Source organism: Saccharothrix luteola (genome assembly GCF_020859565.1).
GTDB lineage: Bacteria > Actinomycetota > Actinomycetes > Mycobacteriales > Pseudonocardiaceae > Actinosynnema > Actinosynnema luteola.
Genome location: NZ_JAJHUO010000003.1, coordinates 175699 through 192871, shown reverse-complemented (window position 1 = coordinate 192871; position 17173 = coordinate 175699). Strand labels below are relative to the sequence as shown.

Below are 17173 nucleotides of genomic sequence, written 5' to 3'. Positions count from 1 at the left end.
GTCAGTCCTCTCGGCCGTACTTGCGGTGGACGGTCTGCTTGGTCACGCCGAGGCGGGTGGCTATGTCCCGCCACGACCAGCCCGCCCGGCGGGCGGCGGCGACGTGCTCGGCCTCCAGTTGGTCGACCAGCCGGCGCAGGCGGGCCACGGCGCGCAGCCCGGCGTCCGGGTCGGAGCCGTGCGCGGCCTGGTCGAGATCGGCGATCGCAGCCATGTCGTCAACATATGCTGACGCTCGGCCAGGCGTCAACACATGCTGACGGCCCCGGTTCTCACAGCCGGCGGACAGCCGGCCATCAGGATCTCCTCAGGTCGATCACGCACCATGGCGGACAACAGCACGGGAGAGCAGGAGTTCCGCCATGTCAGACCCGAACCAGCCACCACGCGCCAACCCCGACCCGGCGGACCGGACTCCCATCGCACCGCCCGCCGCGGACCAGCCCGCCGACGCCACCACACCCATGGCCTCCCCGACGCCCGACCCCGCCCACCAGAGCCCGACCAGCGCCCCCGACCCGGGCACACCGGCCGCTGGTCCGACCGCGCCCAGCACCCCCGGCGCATCCGCCGAACCGGCCGCGCAGCCCGCCGCGGGCGAGCAAGCCGCCGCCCAGCCCACCTTCGTCGACCAACCGGCCGCCGCCGCCCACGAGGCACCTGGTCCGCCCCACCCCGGCCACTACCCACCACCGCCCGGCAAGGGCGCGGCGGTCGGCCGCGTGGTCAGGCACCGGGCCACCCAGCTCGTCGCCGTCGGCCTGCTCGGACTCGTCCTCGGCGGCGGGATCGTGGCGTTGGCCGACCGCGACCACCACCCGCGCTACGGCGTCGGCTCCGACCGACCCGGGCACTCGCGGTTCGACGAGCGCGGCGACCGCGGCGAACGACCAGACCGCGGCGAACGGGGCGAACGCGGGCCGGACCGGGTGCCGCAACGCGACTTCGAACGCTGAGGTCCGGCGCCGAAGTCAGGACAGGAAGCCGCGCAGCAGCAGGGCCGTGCCGTCCAGGTGCTCGGCCATCGCCCGCCGCGCGGCCTCCGGGTCGCCCGCCACGATGGCGTTCACGATCACCTCGTGCTGGTCGTTCGAGTGCGCCAGGTTCGGCGGCAGCAGCGGAATCCGGTCCAGCAGCGCGTTCACCCTGGTCCGGGCGTCGGCGACGGCCGCGGTGAGCGACGGCGACCCGGTCGCCTCGGCGATGGCCAGGTGCAGCCGCGAGTCCTTGCGCCGGTACTCGTCCACCGACGCGTCACGGCACTCGGCCAGCCGCGCCAGCAGGTTGCGCCGCTCCACCGGGCCCAGCGCACGACCCGCCGCGCACTCCGCCGCACCCGTCTCCACCGCCGCGCGCAACGTCAACGCGTCCGCCAGCTCACCGGGGTCGACCCGGCGGTCCGGCGCGGCCACCGGCAGCGGCGAGTTCACGAACGTCCCGCCGTACCGGCCACGCCGCGACTCGACGTACCCGGCGTCCTGCAGTGACCGGATCGCCTCACGTAACGTCACCCGGCTGACACCCAACCGGGCCGCCAGGTCACGCTCCGCGGGCAGCTTCTCCCCCGGACCCACCACGCCGAGCCGGATCGCCTGCACGAGCCGCTCCACGGTCTCCTCGAACGCGTTGCCCGCCCGCACGGGGCGGAACAACGCGTCCCGCAACGGCATCACAGCGGTGTCACGTAGGCACCGGCGATACCGCCGTCCACCAAAAAGTTCGACGCGGTCATGAACGACGAGTCGTCACTGGCCAGGAACGCCACCGCCGCCGCGATCTCCTCCGGCTCGGCGAACCGCCCCAGCGGCACGTGCACCAACCGCCGCGCGGCCCGCTCCGGGTCCTTCGCGAACAGCTCCCGCAGCAACGGCGTGTTCACCGGTCCGGGTGACAGGGCGTTCACCCGCACCCCCTGCCGGGCGAATTGCACGCCCAGCTCGCGGCTCATCGCCAGCACACCGCCCTTGGACGCCGTGTACGAGATCTGGGACGTCGCCGCGCCCATCGTCGCCACGAACGACGCCGTGTTGATCACCGAGCCGCGACCGCGTTCGAGCATGTGCGGGATCGCGTGCTTGCAGCACAGGTACACCGACGTCAGGTTGACCTTCTGCACCCGGTCCCACGCCTCGATGCCCGTGGTCAGGATCGAGTCGTCGTCCGGCGGCGAGATGCCCGCGTTGTTGAACGCGACGTCCACCGAGCCGTAAGTGTCCACAGTGGTCTGGTACAGCGCCGACACCTGCTCCTCGTCGGTCACGTCGACCTCGACGAACAGCCCGTCGACCTCGTCGGCCGCCGCCTTGCCGGACTCCGCGTCGACGTCCGCGACGACCACCCGCGCGCCTTCGGACGCGAGCCGCCGCACCGAGGCCAGGCCGATGCCGCTGCCACCGCCGGTGACCACGGCAACCCGGCCCTCAAGTCGCTGAACCATGTCTCTCCCAATCAGTGAGCGATGAAGACGTTCTTGGTCTCGGTGAACGAGTCGAGGGCGTCCGGCCCCAGCTCGCGTCCCAGCCCGGACTGCTTGAACCCGCCGAACGGGGTCCAGTACCGCACCGACGAGTGCGAGTTGACCGACAGGTTCCCCGCCTCGACGGCCCGCGACACGCGCAGCGCCCGCCCCACGTCCCGCGTCCAGATCGACCCGGACAGGCCGTAGGCGCTGTCGTTGGCCAACCGCACCGCGTCCTCCTCGTCGGTGAACGGCAGCACGGCCACCACCGGGCCGAAGATCTCCTCGACGGCGGCGCGGTCACCGGGCGCGACGGGCGCCAGGACCGTCGGCGGGAACCAGAAACCCGCACCCGACGGAGCCGAGCCGCGGAACGCCACCGGCGCGTCGGAGGGCACGTAGGACGCGACCTTCTCCCGGTGCGCGGCCGAGATCAGCGGACCCATCTCGGTGGCCTCGTCGCCCGGCTCACCGACCACGACGCCCTTGACCGCGGGCTCCAGCAGCTCCATGAACCGGTCGTAGACCGACGCCTGCACCAGGATCCGGGACCGGGCGCAGCAGTCCTGGCCCGCGTTGTCGAACACCCCGTACGGCGCGGTGGCCGCGGCGCGTTCCAGGTCCGCGTCGGCGAAGACGATGTTGGCCGACTTGCCGCCCAGCTCCAGCGTCACCCGCTTCACCTGCTCCGCGCAGCCGGCCATGACCTGCTTGCCGACCCGCGTGGAGCCGGTGAACACCACCTTGCGCACGTCGGGGTGCGTGACGAACCGCTGCCCCACCACCGGCCCCGCGCCCGGCAACACCTGGAACACGTCCGGCGGCAGGCCGGCCTCCAACGCCAGGGAGGCCAACCGCAGTGCGGTCAGCGGCGTCAGCTCGGCGGGCTTGAGCACCACCGTGTTCCCCGCCGCCAACGCGGGCGCGAAGCCCCACACGGCGATCGGCATCGGGAAGTTCCACGGCACGATCACGCCGACCACGCCGATCGGCTCGTGGAACGTCACGTCCAGACCGCCGGGCACCGGGATCTGCTTGCCGAACATCCGCTCCGGCGCGGCCGAGTAGTAGTGCAGCACATCACGGACGTTCCCGGCCTCCCACCGCGCGTTGCCGACGGTGTGCCCGGCGTTGAGCACCTCCAGCGCCGCCAGCTCCTCCACCGCGCCGTCGACCGCCTCGGCGAACCGCCGCAGCAGCCGGGCCCGGTCACCCGGCGCGACCGCGCGCCACGCGGGCAGCGCCGCCGACGCGCGGGCGATCGCCGCGTCGGTCTCCTCCAGCGTCGCCAGCGGCACCGAGCGGACCACCTCCTCGGTGGCCGGGTTGATGACGTCGAACGTGGTCACTTCGCTCCCCTGTCCCGTGCTGCCCGGTCCCGACCCGCGCCCACGAGCGCGGCGAACAAGCGGTCGTCCTCGGTGTCGGCCTCCGGGTGCGACTGCACGCCGAGCACGAACCGCGCGCCCGGCAGCTCCACCGCCTCCACCGTGCCGTCGGGCGCGCTCGCGACCACCCGCAGGCCGTCCCCGAGGACGTCCAACGCCTGGTGGTGGTGGCAGAACACGGTGGTGGCGAGGCCGACGATCCCGGCGAGCGCCGAACCGGGCGCGACCGCGATCCCGGTGTGCTCGAACACGCCGGGCGCCGGGTTGTGCCCGTCGACGTGCTGGACCAGCGTGCCGCCCAGCGCCACGTTGAGCACCTGCATGCCGCGGCACACCGCGAGCAACGGCAGGTCGAGCTTCAACGCCGCGCGGGCCAGGGCCAGCTCGACCTCGTCGCGCTCGGGCCGCGCCGGTCCGGTGCGCGGGTCGCGTGGCCGCCCGTACAACGACGGGTCGACGTCCGCGCCGCCCGCCAGCACCAAGCCGTCGAGGAAGGCGGCGCTGTCGGCGTCCCACGTGCCGACCGGCGGCAGCAGCACCGGGTTGCCGCCCGCGCGCACCACCGAGTCGAGGTAGTCGCGGTGCAGCACCGCCGCTTCCACGTCCCAGACGCCGAACTTCGCGCGTTCCAGGTACGTCGTGACGCCGATCAACGGCCGCGCCCTAGAGCCGTTCGAAACCACGGATCCGCTCCCAGTCCGTCACCGACGAGTCGAACGCGGCCAGCTCCACCCGGGCCGCGTTGAGGTAGTGCTCGACGACGTCCGCCCCGAACGCCTCCCGCGCGAGCTCGCTCTTGGCCAGCAGCGAGGCGGCGTCGCGCAGCGTGGCGGGCACGGTCGGCTTGTCGGAGGTGTAGGCGTTGCCGGTGAACTCCTCCTCCAGCGGCAGCTCGTTCTCCACGCCGTGCAGGCCGGCCGCGATCAGCGCGGCGACGGCCAGGTACGGGTTCACGTCCGCGCCCGGCACCCGGTTCTCGAACCGCAGCGACTGGCCGTGCCCGACCACGCGCAGCGCGCACGTCCGGTTGTCCCTCCCCCACGCCACCGCGGTCGGCGCGAAGCTGCCCTGCGCGTACCGCTTGTAGGAGTTGATGTTCGGCGCCAGGAAGTACGTCAGCTCGCGCAGCGCGGCCAACTGGCCCGCCATGAAGTGCTCCATGAGCCCGGACATGCCGCGGCCCTCGGCGAACACCGGCTCGCCGTCGGCCGAGCGCAGGCTGAGGTGGATGTGGCAGGAGCTGCCCTCGCGCTCGTTGTACTTCGCCATGAACGTCAGCGCCTTGCCCTGCTGCGCCGCGATCTCCTTGGCGCCGGTCTTGTAGAGGCTGTGGTTGTCGCAGGTCGCCAGGGCCTCGGTGTAGCGGAACGCGATCTCGTGCTGGCCGGGGTTGCACTCGCCCTTGGCCGACTCGACCACCATGCCCGCGCCCGCCATGTGGTTGCGGATGGCGCGCAGCAGCGGCTCGACGCGCGCGGTGCCCAGCAGCGAGTAGTCCACGTTGTACTGGTTCGCCGGGGTGAGGCCGCGGTAACCGCGGTCCCAGGCGTCCTCGTAGGTGTTGTCGAAGACCATGAACTCCAGCTCCGTGCCGACGAACGCGCGCAGCCCCCGTTCGGCGAGCCGGTCGAGCTGCCGCTTGAGGATCTGGCGAGGCGAGGCGACCACCGGCGCGCCGTCCTCCCACACGAGGTCGCACATGACCAGCGCGGTGCCCTCGTGCCACGGCACGCGGCGCAGCGTGGACAGGTCGGGCTTCATCACGAAGTCGCCGTAGCCGCTGTCCCACGACGACATGGCGTAGCCGCCGACGGTGTTCATCTCCACGTCGACGGCCAGCAGGTAGTTGCAGCCCTCGGCGGAGTTCGGCAGGACCTCGTCCACGAAGTAGCGGGCGGCGCAGCGCTTGCCCTGGAGGCGGCCCTGCATGTCGACCACGGCGACCAGCACCGTGTCGATCTCCCCGGCGTCCACGAGCACGCGCAACTCCTCCACGGCGAGCATCCGCAGTACCTCCAAAGGTATGTCAGCGAGCCATTGGACGCCTCATCTTGACACCTTCGGGTGAAGGCCGCCACACCCTCCTCGGGCAGCGCTTCCGGCAGAACGGCTGTTGACACGATCCGGTGACGCGAGCCACTCTCCCTGCAAAGGAGCGCGACTGACCCATTAGGGAGCGCAGATGGCCAAACACGTCGAGTACGAGAAGGTGGGCAGCGACTACCTGGAGCACCGGCAGCTCAAGCGGGGCGCCGCGGGCTGGGTGCTGTTGGCGGGTCTGGGGGTCTCGTACGTCATCTCCGGCGACTTCGCCGGGTGGAACTTCGGGCTCGCCCAAGGCGGTTGGGGCGGCCTGCTGGTCGCGACGATCCTGATGGGCGCCATGTACACGTGCATGGTGTTCGGCCTCGCGGAGCTGGCCGCCGCGCTGCCGGTGGCCGGCGCCGGGTACGGCTTCGCGCGACGCGCGCTCGGACCGCTCGGCGGTTTCGCGACGGGCGTCGCGATCCTGGTCGAGTACGCCATCGCGCCCGCCGCGATCGTCGTGTTCATCGGCGACTACGTGCAGGCGCTCGGGCTGTTCGGGCTCACCAGCTCGTGGCCGGTGTACCTGGTCTGCTACGCGATCTTCGTCGGCGTGCACCTGTACGGCGTCGGCGAGGCGTTGCGGCTGATGTTCGTGATCACCGGTGTCGCGGTGGTCGCGCTGATCGCGTTCGTGGCCGGGATGATCCCGAAGTTCGACTCGGCCAAGCTGTTCGACATCGGGGACGGGAGCTTCCTGCCGTTCGGCGTCACGGGCGCGCTGGGCGCGTTGGTGTACGCGATCTGGTTCTTCCTCGCGGTCGAGGGCGTGCCGTTGGCGGCCGAGGAGGCACGCGACCCGAAGAAGGACATGCCGCGCGGGATCATCGGCGCGTTGGTGGCGCTGCTGGTGTTCGCGGCGGCGATCCTCGTGTTCGCGCCGGGCGGTGCGGGTTCGGCGGCGTTGATGTCGTCCGGCAACCCGTTGCCCGAGGCGGTGCGCGCGGCTTACGGCGGCGACAACGTGCTGGCGCAGATCGTGAACTACGTGGGCCTGGCCGGGCTCGTGGCATCGTTCTTCTCGATCATCTTCGCGTACTCGCGGCAGCTGTTCGCGCTGTCCCGGGCCGGCTACCTGCCGCGCTGGCTGTCGAAGACGGGCAAGCGCAAGACGCCGTACCTGGCGCTGATCGTGCCCGGCACCATCGGGTTCGCACTCGCGGCGATCATGAAGAGCGGCGCGACGCTGATCAACATCGCGGTGTTCGGGGCGGCGCTGTCGTACGTGCTGATGATGGTGTCGCACATCGTGCTGCGGGTGCGCGAGCCGGGGTTGGCGCGGCCGTACCGGACACCGGGCGGCGTCGTGACCACCGGGGTGGCGCTGGTGCTCGCGGTGGCGGCGGTCGTGGCGACGTTCTTCGTGGACGAGCTGGCCGCCGGGATCACCGCGGGCATCGTCGTGGTGGCGTTGGCGTACTTCTGGTTCTACAGCCGCCACCACCTCGTGGCCGCCGCGCCGGAGGAGGAGTTCGCCGCCATCGCGCAGGCCGAGGAGGAGCTGAAGGACTAACCGTAAGCACGTTCAACCGATCGTGTACAGCAAGTCCTTCCGGTCGTGGGAACCCCTTGACGACAAGGGGTTCACCCACGACGGAAGGACGATCATGAAATACCGCACGGTGACGGTCGGCTCGGCGGTCGCGGCACTGCTCTTCGCCACCACGCCCGCGATCGCCGCGCCAACCTTCGAAGAGCAGGTTTTGGCCCTGACCAACGGGGAACGCTCCGCTGTGGGGTGCCCGGCCCTCGCCTCGAACGCCCAGCTCGCCGCCGCGGCGCGCCGGCACTCCGACGACATGGCGCGCACCGGCAACTTCAGCCACACCGGCACGGACGGCAGCACAGCGGGGCAGCGCGTCACCGATGCGGGGTACCACTTCCGACTGATGGCCGAGAACATCGCCGCTGGTCAGGGTACGGCCGAGGAGGTCGTGCGGTCCTGGATGAACAGCGAGGGCCACCGGGCCAACATCGTGAACTGCGAACTGCGCGACCTGGGCGTCGCCCACGCCGTGGACGGCAACAACAAGGTCTACTGGACGCAGGACTTCGGCGTCACGGGCTGACAGGTCACGCGCCCGCACGTCACGGCCGGCACGTCACGGGCCGGCCTTCTGGGACACCGTCGAGACCACTTCGACGGCACTGCCCTCGCCAGGAGCTCGGCGCCGAGCACCTTCGTCAGCAGGTTCTGGACCTCCACCACCGGCCCGCACGTCCCGGCGTCGCCGACGGGTGCCGTACCCGGCGACAACTAGCAGTAGATCGAGCCGAACAGTCCGATGACGGCTTCGCCCGGCACCTCGGCCGGCAACGGGTTGTAGGACAACGTGGCCCGCGTGCCGTCGTCCGCGCGGGTGGCGTAGGTGAGGTAGCCGATCAGCTCGCCGCCGTGACCCCACACCGAACGGCCGCACGGCAGGTCGAACCGCTGCAACCCCAGGCCGTAGGCGAAGATCGTGCCGGTGTCGTCCACGGTCCGCCGCATCTCCGCGAGGGACGCCGCGCTGGTCAACCTGCCGCCCAGGAGCGCGTCGAAGAACCGGTTGAGGTCGTCGGCGGTGGAGATCATCTCGCCCGCCGCCCAGTCCAGGGTCGGGTTCATCAGGGTCGCGTCGACCAGTCGGCCGTCGACCTCGGTGTAGCCGCGGGCGTGCGGGTGGGGCAGGGCGGGCCACCGTCCCGGCACGGTGGTGCGCGTCAGGCCGAGCGGGCGCAGGATCCGCGCGCGCACCTCGTCGCCGTACGTGCGACCGGTCACGCGTTCGATCAGCATCCCGGCGACGACGTAGTTGGTGTTCGAGTAATGCCATCCCTGTCCCGGGTGGAAGTAGGGCGTGCCGGCGAACGCCACGTCCAGCAGCTCCTGCGGCCGGTAGGTCCGGAACCGGTCCGCGCCGCGCCACCGGTTGGTCGAGTAGCCCGCCTCGTGGGCGTAGTCGTACAGGCCGCTGGTGTGGTTGAGCACCTGGCGCACGGTGATCAGGTCGCCCTTCGGCACACCGGCCACGTACCGGTCCACCGGGTCGTCCAGCCCGACCCGACCTTCGTCCACGAGCTGCAGCACGACGGTGGCCACGAACGTCTTGGTCGCGCTGCCGATGCGGAAGTGCCCGCCGACCACGGCCTCACCCGCCGCGTCGGCGCGCACGCCGGTCGAGTCCTCGACGGTCAGCAGGGCACCGGACGCCCAGTCCTGCTCCACCCACCCGTCCAGCACGGGGAACGTGCTGGTCACCGCCAGCAGCACACCGGCAATCGCAGTGTTGATCATCACATCGGCCACGCTAGCCGGCGGCGCGGCGACCGCCCATGAGGAGCGCCACCCGGTCGGCTGTGGAAATCCCCAGTGGTGATGTGCCCCCGACCGTCGCCCCTGGCAGGATCGGGGCGTGAGTGACATTCAACGTGTTGGAGTGGTGGGATCGGGCCTGATGGGCTCCGGCATCGCCGAGGTCTGCGCGCGGGCCGGGCTGGACGTGCTGGTGGCCGAGGTCAGCCCGGACGCCACGGAGGCCGCGCGGGGGCGGATCGCCTCTTCGCTCGGCCGGGGTGTGCGCAGCGGCAAGCTGTCCGCTGAGGACCGCGACGCCGCACTGGAGCGCCTGCGGTTCACCACCGACCTCGCCGACTTCGCCGACCGGAACCTGGTCGTGGAAGCCGTCGCGGAGAACGAGCAGGTCAAGACCGAGGTGTTCGCGGCGGTGGACAAGATCGTCGTGGACCCGGACGCGATCTTCGCGTCCAACACCTCCTCGATCCCGATCATGAAGCTGGGCATGGCCACCGGCCGTCCCGAGCAGGTCATCGGCGTGCACTTCTTCAACCCGGTGCCGGTGTTGAAGCTGGTGGAGCTGGTGCCGTCGCTGCTGACCGGCGACAAGACCAGGGCCAGGGCCGAGGCGTTCGTGACCGGGGTGCTGCACAAGGAGGTCATCCGCTCGCAGGACCGGGCCGGGTTCGTCGTCAACGCCCTGCTCATCCCCTACCTGCTGTCGTCGATCCGGATGCTGGAGTCCGGGTTCGCCAGCGCCGAGGACATCGACAACGGCATGGTGCTCGGCTGCGCGCACCCGATGGGTCCGCTGCGCCTGACCGACCTGATCGGCCTGGACACCACCAAGGCGATCGCCGAGTCGATGTACGAGGAGTTCAAGGAGCCGCTGTACTCGCCGCCGCCGTTGCTGCTGCGCATGGTGGACGCGGGGCTGCTGGGCAAGAAGAGCGGGCGCGGGTTCCACAACTACGCGTCCTGAGCCGACCCACCGCCCGGGGCCGGGCGTCCGCGGGGCCGTCGATCCGGTGATCGGCGGCCCCGTCCGCGTATCTGGGTCGCTTACCACACCGCGGTGGCCGCCGTCACGCCGAACGTGCCGCGAACAATTAACAGCAGTGTCTTGAATGGCGGAACAATATTAGCCGGCAAACGATCGGACACGCTTCGGGTCACGGTCGGCACAAAATAACACGATCCGTCATCGGGCCGTGCGGGGTGATTAGTGCGAAAGACTGACGCACACCCCGTCAATAGGCCGTTCGGAGTATCCTTGATTACCGTCCTCTTCCTCGGGGTTACTGATCGACAGGACCTGTGACGTGCCTTTAGAGTGCCCTACGTCACGCTACGGCCGCCTGGTGGACAAGATTGCTTCGCCTAGCGTAACTTTCGACTCGCCCCCCACGAGGAGAACCCCGCCTTGGACCCTCAAAAAGTATCCATACGCGATTTCACGGGCCGACAGCTCAGCGCCCTGTTGCATTCGCTGGGTATCACCGAAAATAGCGTCAGCTCCGTGGGACTGCTCGCGGACGCCCTCGGACCCGGCGGCCTCTGGCCGGTTTCCACCAGCCCGGCCTGGCCTTCCGACGTCGCCGACGACCACACCCCGGTCGAGTTCTCGACGGCGTTCGCCGCAGGGGAGCCCCCGACGCTGCGCACCATCGTCGAACCCACTGCGACCAGGCCTTCCCGTGCGGCCAACACGTCGGCGGCGCTCGCCGCGCTCGACCGGATGAAGCGCCGCGGCGACCTGGACACCCGTCGTTTCGAGGCGGTCAGGAACCTGTTCCTGCCGGAGCACCCGGAAAGTGATTTCACGTTCTGGTACTCACTGGTTTTCCGGCGCGACGAAGCACCTGCGGTGAAGGTGTACTTCAACCCTGAAGTGCGCGGCGAGGCCGCTTCCGAAGAGCTGGTGCGAGCAGGCCTCGAACGAACCGGTTTCGCCGCCGGTTTCCCGACCCTGCGCTCCCACGCGGTCACCAGGCCCGGCCTTGACAAGTATTCCTTCTTCGCACTCGACCTGGTCGAACAACGGCGGGCACGGGTGAAGGTCTACATCTCCCACCACGCCGCCGATGTAACGGACGTCACGCGCGCCGCGAGCGCCGCCCGGGGTGTCGATGTGGACAGGGTGCCCGATTTCTGCTTGCTCACCGGCGGCAGCACCGGAACGTTCGACAAGCGTCCGCTCATTTCCAGCTACACGTTCCTGGACGGCGACGCGCACGCGCCGAGCGGCTATTCCCTCTACGTGCCGATCCGGGACTACGTGGCCGACGACGAAGAGGCCCGGCGCCGGGTGCTCGCGGTGATGGCCAAGTACGACCTGGACCCCACGCAGTTCGACAGCGCGCTGCGCACCATCGCCCGACGTCCGCTGGACGAAGGCGTCGGCCTGATCGCGCACGTGTCGCTGCGCATGGGCAGGCCGCGTCCCGGGATCACCGTCTACCTCTCGTCCGAGGCCTACGACGTGGCCTCGCCCCGTTCGGTCAGCCTGGCAGGCTAGGAGTCACCCATGCCCACGATGGAGCCGTACCGCATCAAGGTCGTGGAGCCCATCCCGATCACCACGCGCGCGCACCGCGAGCGGGCGCTGGCCGCCGCCGGGTACAACCCGTTCAACCTCGCCGCCACCGATGTGACGATCGACCTGCTCAGCGACTCGGGCACCGGCGCCCTGTCGGCCGAGCAGCAGGCGGCGGGACTGCGTGGTGACGAGACCTACGCCGGTGCGCGCTCCTACTACCGCTTCCACGACGTGGTGCACGACCTGACCGGCTACCCGCACGCCTTCCCCGTCCACCAGGGGCGCGCGGCCGAGCGGATCCTGTTCACCGCCCTGCTCAAGCCGGGCCAGGTCAGCGTCAGCAACACGCACTTCGACACCACGCGGGCGAACGTCGAGATCCTCGGTGGCCACGCCGTCGACCTGCCGTGCCAGGCGGCGAAGGACCTCGACGACGACGCGCCGTTCAAGGGCGACATCGACCTCGACGCGCTGGAAGCCATCCTGTCCGGACCGCGGGACGTCGCGATCGTGCTGCTCACCATCACCAACAACGGTGGTGGTGGGCAGCCGGTGTCGATGGCCAACCTCAAGGCGGCGGCCGGCATCGCCCGCCGCCACGGCGTGCCGTTCTTCCTCGACGCGGCGCGCTTCGCGGAGAACGCCTGGCTGGTCACCCAGCGGGAGCCCGGCTACGAGCACCACACGCCGCGGCAGGTCGCGGAGGAGGCGTTCCGGCTGGCCGACGGGTGCGTGGCGAGCCTGAAGAAGGACGCCATCGTCCACATGGGAGGGTTGCTCGCCGTCCGCGACCCCGAGCTGGCCGCCAAGTGCGAGCTGCTGCTGATCGCGACCGAGGGCTTCCGCACCTACGGCGGCCTCTCCGGCCGTGACCTGGAGATGCTGGCGCAAGGCCTGCTCGAGGTGACCGACCCGGAGTACCTGCGGGCCCGCGCGGACGCCACGGCGTACGTGGCGGAACTGGCCCGGGCGGCGGGGGTGGACAGCGTGCGGCCGACCGGCGTGCACGCGGTGTACCTCAACGCCGGTCGCCTGCTGCGGCACCTGCCGGCGAGCCGGTTCCCGGGGTTCGCCCTGGCCACCGAGCTGTACCTGGCGGGCGGGATCCGGTGCGCGGAGCTCGGCTCGCTCTACCTCGGCGAGCTGGACGACGCGGGTGAGCTGGTCAAGCCCGCGCCGTACGAGCTGGTCCGCCTGGCCATCCCGCGCCGGGTCTACACGCAGAGCCACCTGGAGTACGTCGGCGAGACGCTGGCGGAGATCGCGAAGGACCCCGAGCGGGTGCCCGGCTACCGGTTGACGCACGTGCCGAAGCTGTTGCGGCACTTCAACTGCAGGCTCGAACCGGTGGTGTAGGCGGACGGGTGACCGGTGGCCCGGTCACCCTCCTCCGGCCGGTCAGGCCATGGCGTCGAGCCGGTCCATGGTGTGCTGGATCAGGCTCACCAGCACGGTCTTGGCCGACTCGCGGTCCCGCGCGTCGCACAGCACGAGCGGGATGGCGGCGTCCACGTCCAGGGCCCGGCGCACCTCGTCCACCTCGTAGTTGTGCGCGCCCTCGAAGCAGTTCACCGCGATGATGAACGGGATGCCGCGCCGCTCGAAGAAGTCGATCGACGGGAAGCTGCTGTCCAGTCGCCGCGTGTCGACCAGGATCACCGCGCCGATCGCCCCGTAGGCCAGCTCGTCCCACATGAACCAGAACCGGTTCTGGCCCGGGGTGCCGAACAGGTACAGCACCACCTCCGGGTTGATGGTGATGCGGCCGAAGTCGAGGGCGACCGTCGTGGTCTCCTTGGACTCCAGGCCCAGCACGTCGTCGACGCCGACACCGGCCTCGGTGAGCAGCTCCTCGGTGTGCAGCGGGGGTATCTCGCTCACCGAGTTGACCATCGTCGTCTTCCCCGTGCCGAAGCCACCGGCGATGACGATCTTCACTGGGGTGGGTACGAGCAGTTCCCCACCCGGCCGCTCAGATTCCACGGACACCATCCAACACCGCCTGGAGCAGGTTCCGGTCCGGCACTTGCGGGACTCGGGAGGGGTCTCGGATCACGACGTCACCGCGCTGGATGAGATCGCTCAACAACACCTTGACGACGACGAGCGGCACGTCGAGGTACGCGGCGACCTCCGCCACGGACAACGGGCGCCGGCACAGCTCCATGATCTCCATGTGCTCGACCGACAACGCGTCCGGGTCCGACGCCGACGGCATCGCGCGCACCTGCGTCACCAGGTGCAGCTCCGGCCGCAGCGGGCGGGTCCGACCTCGCACCATCGCGTACGGGCGGACGAGCGGGCCCGCGGCCTCGTCGTACCACCAGTCCTCGCGGCCCGCCATCAGGAGGACCTTCGAGCGGCGGGCAGGCTCGCCGCGGCCGTGCCGCGCGGCGCCGACGACAGGTACGTGCCGACGCGCTTGACGAGCATGTTCATCTCGTAGGCGATCATGCCCATGTCGGAGTCCTCTTCGCCAAGGACGGCCAGGCAGGCGCCGTGGCCGGCCGCGGTGACGAAGAGGTAGGCGTGCTCCATCTCGACGATGGTCTGCCGCACCGCGCCGCCGCCGAAGTGCCGTCCCGTGCCGCGGGCCAGGCTCTGGAACGCCGACGCCATCGCGGACAGGTGGTCCGAGTCGTCCTTCGACAGCCCGGGCGAACGGCCCAGCAGCAGGCCGTCGGCCGAGAGGACCACCGCGTGCCGAGCTCCGACCACCCGGTTGACCAAGTCCTCCAACAACCAGTTCAGTTCGTTGTGCTGGCTGGTCATGTCGTTCATCGGGTTGCCTTTCCGGTTTCCAGTCGTCCGGCCACTGCTGGTCAGGGTTCGAGGTCGTCGGCGGGTGTCCGACGGGCGTCGCGTGTGCCCCGTTGGAACGCCGACAGGCCCTTGCGGACCCTCTCGGCGGACTTCTCCGGGTCGACCTCGGGGAGCGGTTCGGGCGAAGGGTGGAAATCGTTGCGCACCAGCTGCGGCGCCAGGTTCTGCTGACGGCGCCTGCGTGGCAGTTCGGGTCGGTCGGCGACGGCGGCGGCCGACTCCGGCTCGTCCGCGGGCCACTCGGACGTGGCCCGCTTCCGCTGCGGCAGGTCGAGCTCGCCGCTGCGCTGCGACAGGTCCAGCCCGCCGCTCAGTCGTTCGACCTCTGGAAGGGGATGCTCGTTGGCCGCGGCCTCGGCCTGGGCCCAGAACCCCTCGAGGTCTCGGGAACTGTCGGGAAACCTGGCGTCTCGCACTGAGTCGTCGCCCTGCTCCGGGATGTCGTGGAAGGAGCGGCGGGGCAACTGCCGGGTCTCGGCGGGCTCCGTCGCCGTGGTGGGGCCCGCGACGATCGCGGACGGGATCAGCACCAGCGCCAGCGTGCCGCCGTAGGGCGAGTCGCGCAGTTCGACGTGGATGCCGCGGCGGGCGGCCAGCCGGGCGACCACGAACAGGCCGAGCCGGGACTCGCCGCGCAGGCGCATGGCGTCGAACTCCGGCGGGTCGGCCAGCATCGCGTTGTGCTGCTCGCGGTCCTCGGGGTTGATGCCGAGGCCGTGGTCCTCGATCTCGACGACGATGCCCTGCGGCACTTCACTGGCGTGCACCTGCACCTGCGAGCGCGGCGAGGAGAACGCGGTGGCGTTGTCGACGAGCTCGGCGATCAGGTGGATGGTGTCGGCGACGGCCGCGCCGACCAGCGCGGTGTCCGGCACGGGGTTCACCTTGACCCGCACGTACTGCTCGGTCTCGGCGACCGCGGCGCGCAGCACGTCGAGCAGGCGCACGGGCTTGCGCCACTGCCTGCCGGGCTGCTCGCCGGCGAGGATGATCAGGTTCTCCGCGTTGCGGCGGGCGCGGGTGGCGAGGTGGTCGAGCTGGAACAGCGCGTCGAGCTGCTCGGGGTTCTCCTCCTCGCGCTCCAGCTTGTCCAGGATCTTCAGCTGGCGGTGCACCAGGCCCTGGTTGCGGTGCGCGATGTCGAGGAAGACCCGGTTCACGCCTTCGCGGGCCTGGCTCTCCTTGACGGCCGCGGCGACGGCGGTGTACTGGGCGGCATTGAACGCGTCCGCCACCTGGCCGATCTCGTCGCTGCCGTAGTCCAGCGGCGGCACCTCGACCTCGACGTCGACGTGCTTGCCCTCGCGGAGCCGGTCGACGATGTCGGGCAGCCGTTCGTGCGCCAGGGTCAGCGAGTCCTTCTTCAACGCCGTGAGGCGCGTGATCAGGGCCCGGTTGACCAGGCGGTTCGACGTGCGGATCGCGATCAGGATGCCGATGATCACGGCGAGCAGCGCGACCAGGCTGCCGATGAGCACGGTGCGGAACTTGCTCTCGCCGCGGCCCATGGTCACGTTCACCGCGCTCGACGCCTGCTCGCTGACCAGCGCGACCAGCTCGTCGGAGATGGGGCCGCTGACGCTCTGCCACTCCTGCAGCGACCCGGCGTTGCCCGGCTTCGGGCCGTTCTGGATCAGCCTGCCCTCGAACTCGACCAGCCGCTTCCACTGGTCGCCCTCGATCATGAACTGGTAGTGCTCGCGCACCTCGGGCTGGGCGTAGGGCGCGATCGAGTCGTAGGAGGAGTGGTAGGCGCCGACGAGGTTGGCGAACTCGATGTGCTCCTCGGGCGTGAACTGCCCGGCGGCCAGGGCGCTCGACGCGAGCGACGTGGCGCGGGACATCCAGTCGGCCGCCTTGAAGTACTCCTCGGCGGTGATGGCGCCCTTCACGGACTCGTGGTCGGGCACCACGCGCGCCTGCACGCTGAACAGCGCGTCACCGGCGTCGAGGAGGCTGTTGTAGTACGTGTAGATCTCGGACTTCGAGGCGCGGCCGACGTCGAGGGCGGAGCGGCGCTGCGGCAGCTGGTCCAGCAGCACGGTGAGCGCGTTGATCTTGTCGACGATCTCCTGCGGAGCCTGGGACGCCAGCTCGTCGAACGCCTTGCGCATCCCCTCGACCGCGCGGTCGGTCTCGGCCTGCTGCACCTCGAGGTTGCTGGTGCCGAGGGACGGCTGGCTCAGCGCGGTCATGCTGAGCTCGCGCTCCTTCTGCAGCGCGGCGAACGTCTGGACCGCCGGGATCGACGCGTCCTTCACGCCGGAGGCGACCGCGCGGAGGTAGAAGCCGTCGAACAGGGTGTACGACGAGAACAGCGCCCACATGATGAGCAGGACGATGCTGGGGACGACTACGACGCCGGTGAGTCGTGATCGGATCGTCTTGTAGTTCGTCTCCGTGGTGCTCTTCTGCTTCACAGCGCTCCGCAGCCTCGTCCGTTGCCAGGTCAGGCGCAGCACTAGGAACGCTGACTCTTCTTCACCTGATCGGCGACGGAACGGTAACACTCAAGATCATCATTACGAAGAGGCAGCGATCACTTGCGCGACGCGACGATGAGGTTACCCAGTCGAGTGATGCCCCGAACAGGGGGCCGATGT

17 protein-coding genes are annotated in these 17173 nt (G+C 70.4%); 6 read left to right on the top strand and 11 right to left on the bottom strand.

Features of this window, described 5'->3' with window-relative positions; all coding sequences use genetic code 11:
- Window position 1: 1 nt before the first annotated feature.
- Window positions 2-214 (bottom strand): helix-turn-helix domain-containing protein, encoded by a 213-nt coding sequence (locus LNK82_RS04265; protein WP_230565599.1) that lies wholly within the window; start codon window positions 212-214, stop codon window positions 2-4.
- A gap of 148 nt (window positions 215-362) precedes the next feature.
- On the opposite strand from LNK82_RS04265, the gene LNK82_RS04260 reads away from it, so the two are divergent.
- Window positions 363-956: a hypothetical protein gene (locus tag LNK82_RS04260; protein WP_230565598.1), complete on the top strand. Its 594-nt coding sequence runs from the start codon at window positions 363-365 to the stop codon at window positions 954-956.
- Window positions 957-971: 15 nt separating this feature from the next.
- Here LNK82_RS04260 and LNK82_RS04255 read toward each other — a convergent pair whose 3' ends face one another.
- The 5 genes from LNK82_RS04255 to LNK82_RS04235 are packed head-to-tail and all read right to left on the bottom strand — an operon-like array spanning window position 972 to window position 5850.
- Window positions 972-1670, bottom strand: coding sequence for a FadR/GntR family transcriptional regulator (locus tag LNK82_RS04255; protein ID WP_230565597.1), 699 nt, complete (start codon window positions 1668-1670; stop codon window positions 972-974).
- On the bottom strand, window positions 1670-2437 hold the full coding sequence (locus tag LNK82_RS04250; protein WP_230565596.1) for a 3-oxoacyl-ACP reductase: 768 nt from the start codon (window positions 2435-2437) through the stop codon (window positions 1670-1672). The genes LNK82_RS04255 and LNK82_RS04250 overlap by 1 nt, the downstream gene beginning before the upstream one ends.
- Before the next feature lie 11 nt (window positions 2438-2448).
- Window positions 2449-3807: an aldehyde dehydrogenase family protein gene (locus LNK82_RS04245; protein WP_230565595.1), complete on the bottom strand. Its 1359-nt coding sequence runs from the start codon at window positions 3805-3807 to the stop codon at window positions 2449-2451.
- Complete coding sequence (locus LNK82_RS04240) at window positions 3804-4529, bottom strand: gamma-glutamyl-gamma-aminobutyrate hydrolase family protein (protein WP_230565594.1); 726 nt, start codon at window positions 4527-4529, stop codon at window positions 3804-3806. Before LNK82_RS04240 ends, LNK82_RS04245 begins: the two co-directional genes overlap by 4 nt.
- Window positions 4510-5850, bottom strand: coding sequence for a glutamine synthetase family protein (locus tag LNK82_RS04235; RefSeq protein ID WP_230565593.1), 1341 nt, complete (start codon window positions 5848-5850; stop codon window positions 4510-4512). The genes LNK82_RS04240 and LNK82_RS04235 overlap by 20 nt, the downstream gene beginning before the upstream one ends.
- Window positions 5851-6028: 178 nt before the next feature.
- Between LNK82_RS04235 and eat the strand changes: the two genes are divergently transcribed.
- Together eat and LNK82_RS04225 are read left to right on the top strand one after the other, a co-directional pair.
- Entirely contained in the window at window positions 6029-7444 is a 1416-nt protein-coding gene (gene eat, locus LNK82_RS04230; protein ID WP_230565592.1) for an ethanolamine permease, read from the top strand.
- A 94-nt stretch (window positions 7445-7538) separates the two neighbouring features.
- Entirely contained in the window at window positions 7539-8000 is a 462-nt protein-coding gene (locus LNK82_RS04225; RefSeq protein ID WP_230565591.1) for a CAP domain-containing protein, read from the top strand.
- 188 nt (window positions 8001-8188) lie between these two features.
- Here LNK82_RS04225 and LNK82_RS04220 read toward each other — a convergent pair whose 3' ends face one another.
- Window positions 8189-9208, bottom strand: a complete 1020-nt coding sequence (locus tag LNK82_RS04220; protein WP_230565590.1) for a serine hydrolase domain-containing protein — start codon at window positions 9206-9208, stop codon at window positions 8189-8191.
- Between the two features lie 118 nt (window positions 9209-9326).
- Between LNK82_RS04220 and LNK82_RS04215 the strand changes: the two genes are divergently transcribed.
- The 3 genes from LNK82_RS04215 to LNK82_RS04205 all read left to right on the top strand — a co-directional run bounded on the left by LNK82_RS04215 (window position 9327) and on the right by LNK82_RS04205 (window position 13103).
- On the top strand, window positions 9327-10190 hold the full coding sequence (locus LNK82_RS04215) for a 3-hydroxybutyryl-CoA dehydrogenase (protein ID WP_230565589.1): 864 nt from the start codon (window positions 9327-9329) through the stop codon (window positions 10188-10190).
- 537 nt (window positions 10191-10727) lie between these two features.
- A complete protein-coding gene (locus LNK82_RS04210) occupies window positions 10728-11726 on the top strand; it encodes a tryptophan dimethylallyltransferase family protein (protein ID WP_230565588.1) in 999 nt (332 codons plus the stop codon).
- Between the two features lie 9 nt (window positions 11727-11735).
- On the top strand, window positions 11736-13103 hold the full coding sequence (locus LNK82_RS04205) for a tryptophanase (protein ID WP_230565587.1): 1368 nt from the start codon (window positions 11736-11738) through the stop codon (window positions 13101-13103).
- A gap of 42 nt (window positions 13104-13145) precedes the next feature.
- On the opposite strand, the gene LNK82_RS04200 is transcribed toward LNK82_RS04205, so the two are convergent.
- Genes LNK82_RS04200 through LNK82_RS04185 form a run of 4 tightly spaced genes read right to left on the bottom strand, consistent with a single transcriptional unit; the run spans window position 13146 to window position 16990 of the window.
- Entirely contained in the window at window positions 13146-13739 is a 594-nt protein-coding gene (locus tag LNK82_RS04200) for a GTP-binding protein (protein ID WP_123747241.1), read from the bottom strand.
- A complete protein-coding gene (locus LNK82_RS04195; protein ID WP_230565586.1) occupies window positions 13720-14091 on the bottom strand; it encodes a DUF742 domain-containing protein in 372 nt (123 codons plus the stop codon). The genes LNK82_RS04200 and LNK82_RS04195 overlap by 20 nt, the downstream gene beginning before the upstream one ends.
- Window positions 14091-14528 (bottom strand): roadblock/LC7 domain-containing protein, encoded by a 438-nt coding sequence (locus LNK82_RS04190; protein WP_230565585.1) that lies wholly within the window; start codon window positions 14526-14528, stop codon window positions 14091-14093. Before LNK82_RS04190 ends, LNK82_RS04195 begins: the two co-directional genes overlap by 1 nt.
- A 41-nt stretch (window positions 14529-14569) precedes the next feature.
- The gene (locus LNK82_RS04185; protein ID WP_230565584.1) at window positions 14570-16990 is read right to left on the bottom strand and encodes a sensor histidine kinase; all 2421 of its coding nucleotides are present in this window, start codon (window positions 16988-16990) and stop codon (window positions 14570-14572) included.
- Between the last annotated feature and the right edge of the window lie 183 nt (window positions 16991-17173).

Coding starts and splice junctions, on each gene's coding strand:
- LNK82_RS04265 (WP_230565599.1), bottom strand. CDS start 214: ATGGCTGCGATCGCCGATCTCGACCAGGCCGCGCACGGCTCCGACCCG.
- LNK82_RS04260 (WP_230565598.1), top strand. CDS start 363: ATGTCAGACCCGAACCAGCCACCACGCGCCAACCCCGACCCGGCGGAC.
- LNK82_RS04255 (WP_230565597.1), bottom strand. CDS start 1,670: ATGCCGTTGCGGGACGCGTTGTTCCGCCCCGTGCGGGCGGGCAACGCG.
- LNK82_RS04250 (WP_230565596.1), bottom strand. CDS start 2,437: ATGGTTCAGCGACTTGAGGGCCGGGTTGCCGTGGTCACCGGCGGTGGC.
- LNK82_RS04235 (WP_230565593.1), bottom strand. CDS start 5,850: ATGCTCGCCGTGGAGGAGTTGCGCGTGCTCGTGGACGCCGGGGAGATC.
- eat (WP_230565592.1), top strand. CDS start 6,029: ATGGCCAAACACGTCGAGTACGAGAAGGTGGGCAGCGACTACCTGGAG.
- LNK82_RS04225 (WP_230565591.1), top strand. CDS start 7,539: ATGAAATACCGCACGGTGACGGTCGGCTCGGCGGTCGCGGCACTGCTC.
- LNK82_RS04220 (WP_230565590.1), bottom strand. CDS start 9,208: ATGATCAACACTGCGATTGCCGGTGTGCTGCTGGCGGTGACCAGCACG.
- LNK82_RS04205 (WP_230565587.1), top strand. CDS start 11,736: ATGCCCACGATGGAGCCGTACCGCATCAAGGTCGTGGAGCCCATCCCG.
- LNK82_RS04200 (WP_123747241.1), bottom strand. CDS start 13,739: ATGGTGTCCGTGGAATCTGAGCGGCCGGGTGGGGAACTGCTCGTACCC.
- LNK82_RS04195 (WP_230565586.1), bottom strand. CDS start 14,091: ATGGCGGGCCGCGAGGACTGGTGGTACGACGAGGCCGCGGGCCCGCTC.
- LNK82_RS04190 (WP_230565585.1), bottom strand. CDS start 14,528: ATGAACGACATGACCAGCCAGCACAACGAACTGAACTGGTTGTTGGAG.